The 13,985-nt window shown below is 61.8% G+C and carries 13 protein-coding genes; 12 read left to right on the forward strand and 1 reads right to left on the reverse strand.

The window, feature by feature from the left end:
• The first annotated feature begins 236 nt into the window (after positions 1–236).
• Positions 237–1,541 (forward strand): M20/M25/M40 family metallo-hydrolase, encoded by a 1,305-nt coding sequence (locus ACZ5J0_RS09885; RefSeq protein ID WP_464093042.1) that lies wholly within the window; start codon positions 237–239, stop codon positions 1,539–1,541.
• Positions 1,542–1,557: 16 nt separating this feature from the next.
• A complete protein-coding gene (locus ACZ5J0_RS09890) occupies positions 1,558–2,718 on the forward strand; it encodes an acyl-CoA dehydrogenase family protein (RefSeq protein WP_142939188.1) in 1,161 nt (386 codons plus the stop codon).
• A gap of 32 nt (positions 2,719–2,750) precedes the next feature.
• On the opposite strand, the gene ACZ5J0_RS09895 is transcribed toward ACZ5J0_RS09890, so the two are convergent.
• Complete coding sequence (locus ACZ5J0_RS09895; protein WP_011774832.1) at positions 2,751–2,984, reverse strand: DUF5703 family protein; 234 nt, start codon at positions 2,982–2,984, stop codon at positions 2,751–2,753.
• A 39-nt stretch (positions 2,985–3,023) separates the two neighbouring features.
• Here ACZ5J0_RS09895 and ACZ5J0_RS09900 point away from each other — a divergent pair, with 39 nt between their 5' ends.
• The 10 genes from ACZ5J0_RS09900 to ACZ5J0_RS09945 all read left to right on the forward strand — a co-directional run bounded on the left by ACZ5J0_RS09900 (position 3,024) and on the right by ACZ5J0_RS09945 (position 13,977).
• Positions 3,024–3,281 (forward strand): hypothetical protein, encoded by a 258-nt coding sequence (locus ACZ5J0_RS09900; RefSeq protein WP_142939187.1) that lies wholly within the window; start codon positions 3,024–3,026, stop codon positions 3,279–3,281.
• Between the two features lie 267 nt (positions 3,282–3,548).
• Positions 3,549–5,228, forward strand: a complete 1,680-nt coding sequence (locus ACZ5J0_RS09905) for a sugar transferase (protein ID WP_464093043.1) — start codon at positions 3,549–3,551, stop codon at positions 5,226–5,228.
• A 71-nt stretch (positions 5,229–5,299) separates the two neighbouring features.
• Complete coding sequence (locus tag ACZ5J0_RS09910) at positions 5,300–6,409, forward strand: Gfo/Idh/MocA family protein (RefSeq protein ID WP_223940328.1); 1,110 nt, start codon at positions 5,300–5,302, stop codon at positions 6,407–6,409.
• A complete protein-coding gene (locus tag ACZ5J0_RS09915; protein ID WP_250820210.1) occupies positions 6,406–7,425 on the forward strand; it encodes an NAD-dependent epimerase/dehydratase family protein in 1,020 nt (339 codons plus the stop codon). The genes ACZ5J0_RS09910 and ACZ5J0_RS09915 overlap by 4 nt, the downstream gene beginning before the upstream one ends.
• Positions 7,422–8,585, forward strand: a complete 1,164-nt coding sequence (locus ACZ5J0_RS09920; protein WP_142939183.1) for a DegT/DnrJ/EryC1/StrS family aminotransferase — start codon at positions 7,422–7,424, stop codon at positions 8,583–8,585. The genes ACZ5J0_RS09915 and ACZ5J0_RS09920 overlap by 4 nt, the downstream gene beginning before the upstream one ends.
• Positions 8,582–9,244: an acetyltransferase gene (locus ACZ5J0_RS09925; protein ID WP_142939182.1), complete on the forward strand. Its 663-nt coding sequence runs from the start codon at positions 8,582–8,584 to the stop codon at positions 9,242–9,244. The genes ACZ5J0_RS09920 and ACZ5J0_RS09925 overlap by 4 nt, the downstream gene beginning before the upstream one ends.
• 5 nt (positions 9,245–9,249) lie before the next feature.
• Entirely contained in the window at positions 9,250–10,314 is a 1,065-nt protein-coding gene (locus ACZ5J0_RS09930; protein WP_464093044.1) for a glycosyltransferase family 2 protein, read from the forward strand.
• Positions 10,311–11,807 carry an oligosaccharide flippase family protein gene (locus tag ACZ5J0_RS09935; RefSeq protein ID WP_464093045.1) on the forward strand — a complete coding sequence of 499 codons (1,497 nt, stop codon included), beginning with the start codon at positions 10,311–10,313 and terminating at the stop codon, positions 11,805–11,807. The genes ACZ5J0_RS09930 and ACZ5J0_RS09935 overlap by 4 nt, the downstream gene beginning before the upstream one ends.
• A complete protein-coding gene (locus ACZ5J0_RS09940; RefSeq protein ID WP_464093046.1) occupies positions 11,804–12,739 on the forward strand; it encodes a DUF6492 family protein in 936 nt (311 codons plus the stop codon). Before ACZ5J0_RS09935 ends, ACZ5J0_RS09940 begins: the two co-directional genes overlap by 4 nt.
• Positions 12,740–12,909: 170 nt before the next feature.
• Positions 12,910–13,977, forward strand: coding sequence for a rhamnosyltransferase WsaF family glycosyltransferase (locus ACZ5J0_RS09945; protein WP_464097193.1), 1,068 nt, complete (start codon positions 12,910–12,912; stop codon positions 13,975–13,977).
• Positions 13,978–13,985 lie beyond the last annotated feature (8 nt).

The raw sequence follows: 13,985 nt of genomic DNA on the forward strand, positions 1-13,985 counted from the left end.
CGGTGCTTTACTTTCCTCCGAAGCAGCGAGAAAAACTCTAACACGGTTTCAGGTCGCTGAAAAATCGGCCCTGGTCCGGGCACGGGTGTCATCATCTCAGGCCCTTGCCACGGCGAATATTCAGGACGCCGGCAACCGCTGATGGGTAGGCTGATGGAACAAGGGACGCCAGATGCCGCGAAGACCGCAGCGTGCGTCGCCGGAACCTGCAGCCCAGCCACGCAAGGAGAGTTTCCATGTCTGTCATCCGCCCTGAAGATGAAGTTGTCCGGATCTGCCAGGAACTCATCAGGATTGACTCCTCCAACTTCGGCGACGAAACCGGCCCGGGTGAGCGGGCAGCAGCAGAGTACACGGCCGGCCTGATCACCGAAGTCGGCCTCGAAGCCGAGATTTTCGAGTCGGCCCCGGGCCGCGCGAACGTGATAACCCGCATGGCCGGGGAGGATCCTTCAGCCGACGCGCTGGTAGTTCACGGTCACTTGGACGTCGTTCCCGCCCTCAAGGATCAATGGAGCGTTGACCCCTTCAGCGGCGAACTGAAGGACGGACTGATCTGGGGGCGCGGCGCCGTAGACATGAAGGACATGGATGCCATGATCCTTTCAGTCATGCGCAACTTCGCCCGGACGGGCCGCAAGCCAAAGCGCGACATCATTTTTGCTTTCTTCGCCGACGAAGAGGCCGGCGGCACCTACGGGGCACGCTACGCCGTCGAACACCGACGTGAACTTTTCGACGGGGCCACCGAGGCGATCTCGGAAGTGGGTGGATTCTCCGCCACGATCGGTGGCCAGCGGACCTACCTGCTGCAGACCGCTGAGAAGGGATTGTCATGGTTGCGTTTGGTTGCGCATGGCAGGGCGGGCCACGGCTCTCAAATCAATACTGACAATGCTGTCACCCGGTTGGCAGGGGCCGTCACCCGGATCGGGGAATACAAGTGGCCCGTGGAACTGACACCCACCACTCGACAGTTCCTGGACGGCGTGACTGAACTGACCGGCGTCGAGTTCGACGCCGACAACCCGGACATCCTCCTCAAGGAGCTTGGTACTGTAGCTCGCTTCGTCGGCGCCACCCTTCAGAACACTTCCAATCCCACGTACCTGCGCTCCGGTTACAAGCACAACGTCATCCCGGAGTCAGCCGAGGCGTTCGTTGACTGCCGCACGCTGCCGGGCCAGCAGGAGTTGGTGTTCGAGACCATCAAGGAACTCGCCGGCGACGGCATCGACATCAGCTATGTCAACAAGGATGTTTCCTTGGAAGTGCCCTTTGCAGGGAACCTGGTGGATTCCATGATCGATGCCCTGCACACTGAAGATCCGGGCGCGAGAGTCCTTCCCTACACACTCTCAGGGGGCACCGACAATAAATCGTTGAGCAAGATTGGTATCACCGGTTATGGTTTCGCCCCGCTGATGCTGCCCGACGAGCTCGACTTTACGGGAATGTTCCACGGGGTTGACGAGCGCGTGCCGGCCGAGTCCCTCCAGTTCGGCGCACGGGTCCTGAACACCCTGCTAAGCAACTACTAACGAGGAGGTCCCCGCCGTGAGTCCCGAAGAAATCCTTCCCGACGAACTGCTTGAACGGCTCCGTGGCCGCGCGGCAGGCTACGACGACAACAACCAGTTCTTCCACGAAGACCTTGATGAACTGGCCGCTGCCGGTTACCTCAAGCTGTTCGTGCCAGAGGCCGACGGCGGTTTTGGGCTCGGGCTCGAAGCGGTGGCTGCGTTGCAGCAGCGTCTCGCCACGGCCGCGCCCGCAACGGCATTGGCCGTCAATATGCACCTGGTCTGGACCGGAGTCGCGCAGGTCATGACCGCGCGCGGGGACACGTCATTGGATTTCGTGTTGAAGGAGGCGGGGCAGGGTGAGATTTTTGCGTTCGGCATTTCCGAGGCCGGCAACGACTCCATGCTGTTCGATTCCGGCACGGTTGCCGAGCCGCTGCCGGACGGAAGTTACCGGTTCACGGGCAGGAAGATCTTTACCAGCCTCTCCCGTGGCTGGACCCGGCTGGGAACCTTCGGCAAGGATGCCGACGCCCGGGACGGTGCAGGGGAGCTGGTCTTCGGCTTTCTCAGGCGAGATGAGCCGGGCCACGAAACACTGAGCGACTGGGACACCCTGGGAATGCGTGCCAGCGCGTCCAACACCACCCTCCTGCACGGTGCTGTTGTTCCGCCGGAGCGGATCTTCCGCAAACTGCCGGTGGGTCCCGGGAAGGACCTGCTGTTCTTCGCGATTTTCGCGTGCTTTGAGACGTTGCTCGCCGCTGTGTATACCGGTGTTGCCGAGCGTGCGTTCACCCTTGGGGTAGCGAACGTCAAGCGCAGGGTTTCGGCGAAGCACGGTGGCCGGAGCTACGCCCAGGATCCCGATATCCGTTGGAAGGTGGCCGATGCCGCCTTGGCGATGGACGGCATTTCCCCGCAAATCTCGTCCCTGGCCAGGGATGTGGACAACCTGGTGGACCACGGAGCCCAGTGGTTCCCCAAACTTGTGGGACTCAAGTCCCGGGCAACGGAAAACGCACGCCACGTGGTGGATTTGGCCATTCGGGTGACAGGAGGATCCAGCTACTTCCGCGGTTCCGAGATGGAGCGCCTTTACAGGGATGTCCTGGCGGGAATCTTCCATCCTTCCAACGACGAATCCGCCCATAACACTGTGGCAAATGCATGGTTGGGGCCGCTGGAGGACTAGCTGCATCAACCCGGCCGGTGGTGTCGCAGGGTTCAGACGGTTCGCTGCACGGAGTAGACCTTCCGGCGAAGCCAGAAGCGCCGCCCGCCTCCCAGGTAAAGCACGCTGCGTTCGAGTTCCCACTTGCCGTATTCGGAATGTTCGGCCAGCCGGCGCCGGGCGTCCGGCAACGAATCGTCAGGCCCCACCGTCAGAACGAGGTATTCGTACTGACGTGCATAGTCTCGTTGGCGCTCTACGGAGCTGCCTGGAAATTGTTCTCTCATCCCTCTCCATTTTCGTCTTTTTCCGGCTAACGTGAAGTCATGAGCATCGATCCGCGTGTCGCGCTTCAATCACTGACCGCCGCCCTGGAAGAACATCTGGCCGCCGCATCGGCTCGGAGAGGTGAAGGTGACCCCAACGTTGAGTCGGCCTTTTTCGCCGTCGCTGATGCCTTTGAGGTCTATGAAGATGCGCTGTACGAGGCCTACTCCGAGGTTACTCCGCTGCAGGTCTTCGATGACGAGGATGAAGAAGACGACGATGTCCTGGACGAAGATTTGGAAATCGTGGAGGACTGAACACCCTCATGAACCGGCCACCTTGGGTGGCCGGTTTTTTTATGCCCCTCCCGGCGTCAAAAGATCCCACTCCCGCCTGGATTTCTGCCGTTCGCGCCACAGGGAATGACACCAAAAACACGTAGTCCCGTCCTCCCCGGATAGGTACTCGCACGTAGGCGTGATGGGTAATACTGCGCAAACTTGAGTACCGACTACTGGTGCGTCACCACAGAGCCGCCGCTTCACTGATATGTAGGCAATGGCAGGTCTGCGAAGAAGGCTGACATGGTGAAAGTTCCAGTCTTGCGTACGGGCAAGGTAGCGGCACCCCAAGGTGCGGACCGTGCCTCAGCGCATTCAGTCTTTCCAGCAAAAACTGCCATCGTCGACGTCAATCCGCCGGCGTCTCCCTGGATTGACAAGTCCGTTGCTGCACAACGGGCTGAAAAGGCGGGACTGGCGGCACCAAGGTCCGAGGTCACCCTGGATTTCGTGCCGCCAGTCACCCGCAGAGCGCCGAAAGATAAGTCCACCGCCCGGGGCGGTGACGATTGGGCGCACTCGCTTACCAACAGTCTCCGCATGACAGACACCGCGTTGGTCGCTGCTGCGGTCTTCGCCGGCTTTGTTCTCAACACCGATGGCCTGTCCCTTTCCGCCCAAAGCCCTGGCTACTCACGGCACCTGGTGTTGGGGCTGATACTTGGACTCCTTTGGTTGGGTTCGCTGGAGGTCTACCGCACCCGCGATCCTAAGGTCCTTGGCGTTGGGCCGGAGGAATACAAGCGCGTTCTGTCAGCCAGTTTCCGCGTCTTTGGTTTCCTGGGCATTGTGGCCGTGGTTTTCCGTATTGATGCCGTGAGTTCATTTGTCATCGTTTCCTTGCCGCTTGGCCTGGTGGCGCTCACCGGCAGCAGGTGGAGTTTCCGCCGATGGCTGAGTCACGAGAAGTCCCGTGGACGCTGCCTTTCCCGTGCAATCGTTGTTGGCGAACCCCAGGATGTCCGGTACGTCATCAAACAGATCAACCGAAAGTCCGGCACCGCCTACGACATCCTCGGAGCATGCCTCCCGGGCGCCCGTCGCGGTGCGGTCCTGAAGGTTGACGAACGTCGCGTCCCCGTCCTGTCATCGATCTACGGTATTGCCGACACCGTCCGGCAGACAGGTGCCAACGCGGTCATTGTGGCTGGCCCCGTGCCCGGGGGAAACCAATTCATTCAGGAGCTCGGATGGCGGCTGGAGGAAAACGCGGCAGAACTTGTCCTCGCGGCCGCCCTGACCAACGTAGCCGGCCCCCGCATCCACTGGCGGCCGGTGGAGGGACTTCCACTGATGCACGTGGACATCCCGCACTACGCCGGGGGGAAGCACACTCTGAAGAGGTTGATGGACATTACGGTTTCGGCGTCGGCATTGCTGGTCCTGTCACCGGTCCTGCTGCTCCTGGCCGCCATAGTTAACCACGACAGCCCCGGGCCCGTCCTTTTTCGCCAGGAGCGGGTTGGCCGGCGAGGCAGCACCTTCCACATGCTCAAGTTCCGGTCCATGGTGGTGGACGCCGAATCCCGCTTGGAGGAGCTCAATACCCAGGACGAGGGCGCGGGCGTCCTGTTCAAGATCCGCGGGGATCCGCGTATCACCCGGTGCGGGCGTTGGATGCGTAAGTATTCCCTGGATGAACTGCCACAGTTCTGGAATGTCCTGGTGGGCAATATGAGCCTGGTGGGGCCCCGGCCGCCGCTGGCCAAGGAGGTGAGCGGCTATGAACGTCATACACACCGCCGGCTCCTCATCAAACCCGGCATCACGGGCCTGTGGCAGATCAACGGGCGATCCGACCTTCCATGGGACGAGGCCGTTCGACTGGACCTCTACTACGTGGAGAACTGGTCCATAGCGGGAGACCTGATGATCATGTGGCGGACTTTCAGGGCAATGATCCAACCGACCGGAGCCTACTAGCCAAGAGTCACTGGCCAAGAGCTGACCAACACCAAACGAATCGCGCTGTCAACACAGAAGCAGAGTGGGAAATGACCATACGAACCATTCCATCAGGACAATTGAACGGCCACGGGCTGTTGCCCAGGCTCCGCATCGCTGTGGTCGGGGCAGGGTACTGGGGCCCCAATCTTGCCCGGAACCTCAAAGCCAGCCCGGACTGGGATCTCGTTGCCATCTGCGACCTCGACGTCGAGCGGGGCCTCAAGCTCGCGGAGACGGTGGGCGGGGTGGCCGTCGTCGAATCCCTGGACGAGCTGTTGGATACCTACAATCTGGATGCCGTAGCCGTAGCGACTCCCGCGCATACCCATCATGGAGTGGTGATGACAGCCCTTCGCGCAGGCAAACACGTCCTGGTGGAGAAGCCACTTGCCGACAGCCGCACCAAGGGCCTGGAAATGGTGGAAGAGGCAAAGGCGCGGGGATTGGTCCTCATGGCAGACCACACCTACTGCTTCACTCCAGCGGTCCTCAAGATCCAGGAGCTGGTGGCCAGTGGCGCCTTGGGCGACATCCTGTATGTCGACTCCGTCCGCATCAACCTCGGCCTCGTCCAACCGGATGTCAACGTTTTCTGGGACCTGGCACCGCATGACCTGTCCATCCTGGACTTCGTCCTGCCCGGCGGGCTGCATCCCACGGAGATTTCCGCCCACGGCGCGGATCCGCTGGGAACCGGCAGGGACTGCGTTGGACACCTGACCTTCGGTCTGCCCAACGACGCCATGGTCCATATCCACGTGAACTGGCTCAGTCCCACCAAAATCCGGCAAATGATCATCGGAGGGTCAAAGAGGACCCTTGTGTGGGACGACCTCAACCCCCAGCAGCGCCTCAGCGTCTACGACCGCGGGGTCAGCCTGGAGCACCAACCCAGGTCTGCCGCAGACAAACGAACCTCAGCTATTTCCTACCGGCTGGGGGACACATGGTCCCCGGCCCTGCAGGAACGGGAACCCCTGGGCCAAGTAGTAAGCGAACTTGCCTCCTCCATCCGCAACCGGACAACACCACGGACCAGCGGTGAATCCGGGCTCCGCGTCCTGTCTGTGCTCGAAGCCGTCACCCGAAGCTTGAGCACTGACGGACAATCAACCATTGTCGCCGGGAATGAAGTCTCCCTCCAGGTTGTACGGTGAAAGAGCTTCCAGGAGCACACGTGCTGGTTACCGGAGGCGCCGGGACCATCGGATCGACGCTGGTTGACCAGCTGCTCGACGCCGGCGCGGCGCACGTCGACGTGCTCGACAACCTCGTCCGCGGCCGCCGTGCAAACCTCGGCGACGCCCTCGCCACTGGCAGGGTGCAGCTGATCGAAGGAGACCTGCGCGACCGCGACCTCGTCCACGATCTCACCCGGGGCAAGGACCTCCTCTTCCATCAAGCGGCCATCCGCATCACCCAATGCGCGGAAGAACCACGGCTTGCTTTGGAAGTCCTGGTGGACGGGACCTTCAACGTCTACGAGGCTGCTGCAACACACAAAGTGGACAAACTGATCTCAGCATCAAGTGCCTCCGTTTACGGCATGGCCGAGGCATTTCCCACCAAGGAAACCCACCATCATCACAACAACGACACCTTCTACGGCGCGGCAAAGTCCTTCAACGAAGGAATGGCCCGGAGTTTCCGCGCCATGTCAGGCCTGAACTACGTCCTCCTGAGGTACTTCAACGTCTACGGGCCCCGCATGGACGTCCACGGCCTCTACACCGAAGTCCTGGTTCGCTGGATGGAGCGAATAGTCGATGGCCTGCCCCCTGTGATTTTCGGCAGCGGAGACCAAACCATGGACTTCATCCATACCGAGGACGTTGCCAGAGCCAATGTCCTCGCCGCCCTCAGCGAAGTACGCGAAGGCGTCTACAACGTAGCCAGCGGTACCGAAACCAGCCTGGCGGAACTGGCTCAAACGCTGCTCAAAGTCATGGACTCACCCCTTGATGTGGAACACGGCCCGGAACGGGCTGTCAACGGAGTTGCCAGACGCCTCGCAGACGTCACGGCAGCACGCGAGGACCTGGGCTTCGAGGCCGCCATAGCGTTGGAAGACGGGCTGCGCTCGCTGGTCTCCTGGTGGCGTCCGCTGCGGGAAGAGATCGCCGCAGGCCGCGCGGTAGCCCGCCCCACGGCTCCGGCAGTGGGTGTGCGATGACTATCTCCGAAACCCAGCTGGGCCGTATTGATGTCATGAAGCCATGGCTGGGCGAGGCAGAGGCGCAGGCGCTTGCTGAAGTCGTCGCCTCCGGCTGGGTAGCCCAAGGCCCCAAGGTGCGGGAATTCGAGGACGCTTTTGCAGCTGGCCAGCATGCCGGATTCGCCATCGCAACCTCGAGTTGTACCTCCGCACTGCACCTGGCCCTTGTTGTTGCCGGCGTAGGAGCCGGTGACGACGTTGTGGTGCCGTCCTTCTCCTTCATTGCTACCGCCAATGCTGCTGCATACGTCGGCGCCAGGCCGGTTTTTGCCGATGTCGATCTTCATACAGGCTGCGTCACCGCTGCGACCATCAAAGCTGCACTGACTCCTGCCACCAAAGCGGTCATAGCCGTTGACCAGGGCGGAGTCCCGGTTGACTTGGAACCCATCCGGGCACTCTGCGATCCTCTCGGAATCATTGTGGTGGAGGACGCGGCGTGCGCCATCGGCTCCCTCTACCGCGGACAACCGGTGGGTTCCACCGCGGAGCTGTCAGCGTGGTCATTCCACCCGCGGAAAATCCTCACCACCGGAGAGGGCGGCATGCTCACCACTGCGCGCCAGGACTTCGGTGACAGGGCACGGCGACTTCGTGAACATGCAATGAGCGTTTCCGCCGCCGACCGGCACGCCAGCCTCCTCGCCGCCCCGGAGGAGTACCTCGAAATCGGGTTCAACTACCGCATGACCGATCTTCAGGCCGCCGTCGGAATCGTCCAACTCAGCCGCCTCGAAGCGGTTGTCCGGCGTCGCCGCGAACTCGCAGCGACCTACGCCCAAGCCTTTGCCGGCGTGGAAGGTCTCCGCCTGGTGAGCGATCCGGAGTACGGCATGAGCAACTTCCAGTCGTGCTGGCTTGAGGTGGGCCCGGCCTTCCCCGTCGGACGCGAGGTTCTGATGGCACATTTGGCCTCGGACGGGATATCTGCCCGTCGCGGGATCATGGCCGCGCACCGGCAACCTGCCTATGCAGGCGCCGATACAGGTGCCGCTGAACTGGGAGTCACTGAATGGTTGTCCGACCACACCCTGATCCTCCCGCTTTACCACGAACTTGCACTGCACGACCAAGTTAGGGTCATCGACTCCGTACTGCGCGCGGCGGGACAGCCATGAGCGAGCTACTTCTCATTGCTGCAAGCGGCCTCGCCCGGGAGGTGCTTGCCATGGTCCGCAGCAGCGGGCCGTTCGACGTCGTAGGGATCCTGGACGACGACGAGGACAAGCTGGGCCGCGTCGTGGACGGCGCCCACGTGCTCGGTCCGATCCGTGAGGCTATGAATTACCCCCACGCATTGCTGCTGATTTGCATTGGAACGGGGAGCGGCCGGGAAAGCGTCGTGCTGAGGCTCCGTGCTTTGGGCTTGGCTGAAGACCGCTATGCCACGGCGATAGATCCGTCGGTGCATGTTCCCGAGGGCTGCGTGATTGGCCGGGGAAGCATCATCCTCGCCCACGTGAGCATGACGGCGTCCGTGACCATCGGCAACCATGTTGTTGCCATGCCGGGGGTTACCTTCACCCACGACGACGTGATCGGCGACTATGCCACGTTGGCCTCCGGCGTCTCGCTCGGAGGAAACGTCCACATCGGCAGGGCGGCATACCTCGGAATGAACGCCAGTGTCCGCGAGCGCCTGAGCATTGGGGCGAAAGCGACCATCGGCATGGGTGCCGCTGTCCTTGCCGATGTTCCTGAGGATGAAACCTGGGCGGGTGTGCCGGCCCGGGTGATTCGGCGGGGTAATTCTCCTGAGTTGGAGGGCGTGAAGTGAAAGTGATGCGGCCCAGGCCCCTGGTGAACCGGCCGACGGTGACGGTGGTGATTCCCTGCTACAACTACGGGCGGTATCTGCCGGAGGCTGTCAATAGTGCGTTGTCGCAGGAGATGGTGGAAGTGGACGTCATCGTGGTCGATGACGCGTCCACGGATGGCAGCGCAGCGATCGCGTGGGGGCTTGCCGCAGCGGATCCCCGGGTTTCGGTGGTCCATCATGGGCAGAACCAAGGGCATATTGCCACTTACAACGACGGACTTTCCAGGGCCCGGGGCCGTTACGTGACGCTGCTTTCGGCCGATGATGTGATCGCTCCCGGTGCACTGGGGCGTGCTGTGGCTTTGATGGAGGCCAACCCGAACGTGGGGATGGTTTATGGGTTGCCGAAGGACTTCGTTGATCAGACCCCGCCTGTTGCCTTGCATGGGCGCACCACGTGGACGGTGTGGGAGGGTAGCCGGTGGCTCGCACTTGCGTGTGCCCGCGGACGGAACTTCATTCTGTCCCCCGAGGTGGTAATGCGGACCGAGACGGTGTTGAGTGTTGGCGCTTACAGTGCCTCGCTGCCACATTCGGGGGACTTGGAGTATTGGTTGCGTGCGGCTGCTTCCTGGGATGTTGGGCGGGTCAACGGGCCGGTGCAGGCTTTCTACCGGGTTCATGGGAACAACATGCACCAAACGGAGTTCGCTGCGGCGGCGGTGGACCTCCAGCATCGGCTTGAGGCCTTCCGGGTTCTTGAAGATGTCCGTTTTCCGATTACGTCAGAAAAGCGGGTTCGCCAGTTGCGGCGGGCCAAGGGTGCGCTCAGCAAGGAAGCCTCGCATTTGGGGGCAAGGGAAGTCATCCGTGGCGGCTCGCTGGAAACTGCCATTGAGTTGCGTAAGTTCATTGAGTGTCTGCAGGATGTCCCGGGGAATGTCCATAGGGCGAACGCGCTTCAGGCCAGGATCACACGTGTCTCACGTGGCGGTCGGCCACGGCCGGCAACGAGTGCTGCCGAGTTTGTCCGGAGCCAGCTTGAGCGCATCCGCTGGCGTTTGTGGGCCATGACAGGAATTTCATGACGACCGGTAGCGGTGCGGACCGCACTCTGGGCGCCCGGTCCGCGAGCGCCACGCTGTGGGGCGGGGTCAACATGGCCCTCGGCAGGATCGTCCAATTCGCCACCACCATCATCGTGGCCCGGATGATTGCGCCCGAGCATTTCGGTGCCCTGGCCGTGGCTATTGTGGTGCAAACCATCGCCACGAACATGGCAGAGCTGGGTGCTACAGCGGCGTTGGCCAGGGGCAACGGGGATCCGGACAGGATCGGACCAACTGTTTTCTCCATTTCTTTGGTGACCAGCGCAGTGATGACTGCCGGAGCCGTGCTCCTGGCTCCTGCTTTGGCTGCAGCTTTTGACGACCCCGCGGCGACTCCAGTGATCCAGGTACTCTCTTTGACCATCCTGTTCCAAGGTATTGGTGCTGTTCCGTCCACCATGGTGTGGCGTGAGTTCCTGCAGAAGCCGCGGGTTGTCGTTGACGTTGGCAGTGTGGCGGTAGTGCTGGTGCTCGTTGTTCCCATGGCGCTGGATGGGTGGGGGGCCATGGCGCTGGCCTGGTCCAGGGTGGGCGGCCAGTTCTTCGCCATGGTTGGGTATTGGGTCATCACGCCAAGGAGGTATGCCCCCGGCTTTGACCGCGCGGTGGCCAAGGAGGTCCTGCGCCTGGGCATGCCGTTGGCCATGGCCAACCTGGTGGTGTTTGTGACCCTCAACATGGATTACCTCCTCATTGGCCGAATGTTGGACCCGGCCGCCCTGGGTCTTTATCTGTTGGCCTTCAATTTGGCCGGTCTTCCGAGCTCGGTGATCACGGCAGTCATCCGTGCCACCGCGGTGCCCACTTTCGGCAGGCTGTTCGCCGAGGGCACCCTTGGGGAATTGGCGGGGCGGTTTGTTGCGGGGGTCTCGTATTGCGCGTTCCCTATCTCGGCGATGATCATCGCACTTGCAGAGCCGCTGATGGTCACAGCCTACGGACAAACGTGGGCGCCTGCAGGCATCGCGCTGGCGACCCTCGGCGTTTTTGGGGCCGCACGGATTCTTGTGGAACTCTTTGCCGACTTGAGCGTGGGTGCAGGGAGGACTGTATGGCTCTTTTGGGTCCAGGTGGTGTGGCTTGTTGCCCTCACACCCGCGCTGTATTTCAGTATCCGGTGGTGGGGGATTGCCGGTGCCGGCGTGGCCCACGCGGCTGTTGCCTGCCTGATTGTCATACCTATGTACGTCATGGTTCTTGCGTCAGTGCTGGGCGTCCGCGCCGGGGAGTTGTTGCGTGGAAGTATTGCCCCTCTTGCGGCGGCGATGGTTGCGGGATTCTTGGCCCGGATCGCCACGTTCAGCATCACGGACCCTGTGATGGCACTCGTGTTGGGATGCTGCTTGGGCGGATCCGCTTATGCCCTGCTGACGTTCCGGCAGGGCAAAGTACTCCTGCGGACAGTGCGTGGCCTGCTCCGTAAAGGCCAACCCCTGCCCGGGAACACGCCAGCGATGGAGGGTCGGCCATGATTCCGAACCTGCCGATCATGGGTCCAGGCCCGGTTCCAGGTGCAGATCTGGCAGTGGTTACCCCGAGCTATTTGCCTGACCGGGAGTTGTGCTCGGACCTGAACCGATCCGTCCTTGAGATGACTGCGCCCGGCGTCACTCACCACATCATCGTGCCGGATCATGACCTCCATGCTTTCGCCGGCCTTGGCGGGCCCAGGACAGAGGTGCACGGTGCCCGGGAATTTCTTCCGCGGTCTTTCACCAGGCTCCCGGGAGTCAATGTATGGATCAATTCCGCCCGCCCCTGGCCGCCGATCCGCGGCTGGATCGTCCAACAGATCATCAAACTGGCCGTAGTTGCGAGGCTCAATGTTGACGGGGCGTTGCTTCTGGACTCCGACAGCATCATTATACGCGAGACAACCCTCGATACATTCCGCAAGGACGGTCGAGTGACTCTGTACCGCGCTCCCGGTGCCGTTGATCACACCCTTCCAGGGCACAGACTCTGGCATGTAACGGCACGCCGGCTCCTCGGCCTTGCGCCCCCACCGGCCTCCGACTTGGCGGACTACATTTGCTGGCCGTGCCTATGGGAGCCCGCCGTAGTGAGAAACATGCTTCAGCACATCCAAAATGTCACGGGTAGGGACTGGCCCACAGCAGTGGGAGCACAACTGCATTTTTCCGAAATGATGTTGTATGGCCTCTACGTAGATGAAGTCTCCGGCGGAACGGTCCCGGCCGTCAGCGAAATGCTGGGGATTGTCCACACCGCCGAGGTACCCCTGAGCCAGGCAGAAATCGAACGCCTCCTCAGCGGGGCAACCCAAAACAAGAATGTGGTGATGCTCTCCGCCAAGGCCGGGATACCGCTGGACGTGCGCCGGCGTGCGCTGCGGTCGTACCTTGACTCCTCGCTCGGGTCCGAACGGGGTGATCTCCAGTGAGAAGCATTTACCGCCGCGTTCTTACCCACGCCAGAGAGCATGGCTGGCGTTCGGTCACTAAGAAGGTGCTGCAAAGGACAGCCGCCAAAGCCCTTGAAAACCTGGCATTGGATGAGCCTGTGCTACCCCTTCGTCCTGAAGACATTATGGAGGCGGCAAGGCGAGGCACTGTGGACAAGCCACGTCCCAGAACGGGCAGCCTTGACGTCGGGTGGGTGTGCACGCCTCCGGGACCTGGCTCGGGCGGACACACCACTTTCTTCCGCATGGTCCAGGGCCTGGCTGACCGCGGCCACCGCTGCACACTGTATCTCTACGATCGAAACAGCGACGACGTTTCCCGTCACGCCTCCGTCATCCGGCAATACTGGCCGGACGTTGATGCCGGCATCAGAAGTGTTGCCGAAGGTTTCGACGGTTTGGACGCGGTGGTCGCAAGTTCGTGGCCAACCGCATATGCGGCCGCGACCCGTCGGGGACCGGACGTGCATGGTTTCTACTTCATCCAGGACTACGAGCCCTACTTCTACCCCCGGGGAACGTTGTATTGGCTCGCTGAGAACAGTTATCGCCTGGGGTTCACCAACATCGCCCTCGGAGAAATGATCACCCCCGTCATGAAAGCGGAAATAGGCCAGGAACCCGCCGCGACGGTGCCCTTCGCCTGTGACACCGCAACGTACCGACTGTTGGACGCCGGAGAACGTCAGGCGCCCCGCCAGGGGGTGGTCTATTACGCGAAGCGTGCTGTGGATCGACGCGGGTACCTCCTGGCCAAGCTGGCCTTGGAGCAGTTCCACTCCTTGCACCCGGAGCAGGAGATCCACGTATACGGGGACAGGATCACAGGATGGTCCATCCCTGTGAACAACCACGGCAATCTAAGCCCTGCCGAATTGAACAGACTGTACAACCGCACCATCGCCGGACTTGCGATCTCCTACACCAACATCTCCCTTGTCCCCGAAGAGTTGATGGCTGCCGGCAATGTTCCCGTCATCAATGAATCGACGTTCTCGGAACAGGTGATGAGGGACCCCGACGTCGTGTGGGCTCCGGCAACCCCCGGCCGGATGGCCGAGGCTCTTGCACAAGCAGTGGAAGCCCCCAACATAGCCGCACGCGCGGCGGCCATTGCGCAACGGGGGCGTCTGGACTGGTCAGTGTCACGGGAGAACTTTGCCAGGGTTATTGAATTGGCCTGCGCCAACGAGCCCGGAAGTCCGGGGTTGTTATGAGGATCTCC

The organism is Arthrobacter sp. DualSoilB13 (genome assembly GCF_055389195.1).

Coding starts and splice junctions, on each gene's coding strand:
- ACZ5J0_RS09940 (WP_464093046.1), top strand. CDS start 11,804: ATGATTCCGAACCTGCCGATCATGGGTCCAGGCCCGGTTCCAGGTGCA.
- ACZ5J0_RS09895 (WP_011774832.1), bottom strand. CDS start 2,984: ATGAGAGAACAATTTCCAGGCAGCTCCGTAGAGCGCCAACGAGACTAT.
- ACZ5J0_RS09925 (WP_142939182.1), top strand. CDS start 8,582: ATGAGCGAGCTACTTCTCATTGCTGCAAGCGGCCTCGCCCGGGAGGTG.
- ACZ5J0_RS09930 (WP_464093044.1), top strand. CDS start 9,250: ATGCGGCCCAGGCCCCTGGTGAACCGGCCGACGGTGACGGTGGTGATT.
- ACZ5J0_RS09905 (WP_464093043.1), top strand. CDS start 3,549: ATGGTGAAAGTTCCAGTCTTGCGTACGGGCAAGGTAGCGGCACCCCAA.
- ACZ5J0_RS09920 (WP_142939183.1), top strand. CDS start 7,422: ATGACTATCTCCGAAACCCAGCTGGGCCGTATTGATGTCATGAAGCCA.
- ACZ5J0_RS09900 (WP_142939187.1), top strand. CDS start 3,024: ATGAGCATCGATCCGCGTGTCGCGCTTCAATCACTGACCGCCGCCCTG.
- ACZ5J0_RS09910 (WP_223940328.1), top strand. CDS start 5,300: ATGACCATACGAACCATTCCATCAGGACAATTGAACGGCCACGGGCTG.
- ACZ5J0_RS09935 (WP_464093045.1), top strand. CDS start 10,311: ATGACGACCGGTAGCGGTGCGGACCGCACTCTGGGCGCCCGGTCCGCG.
- ACZ5J0_RS09885 (WP_464093042.1), top strand. CDS start 237: ATGTCTGTCATCCGCCCTGAAGATGAAGTTGTCCGGATCTGCCAGGAA.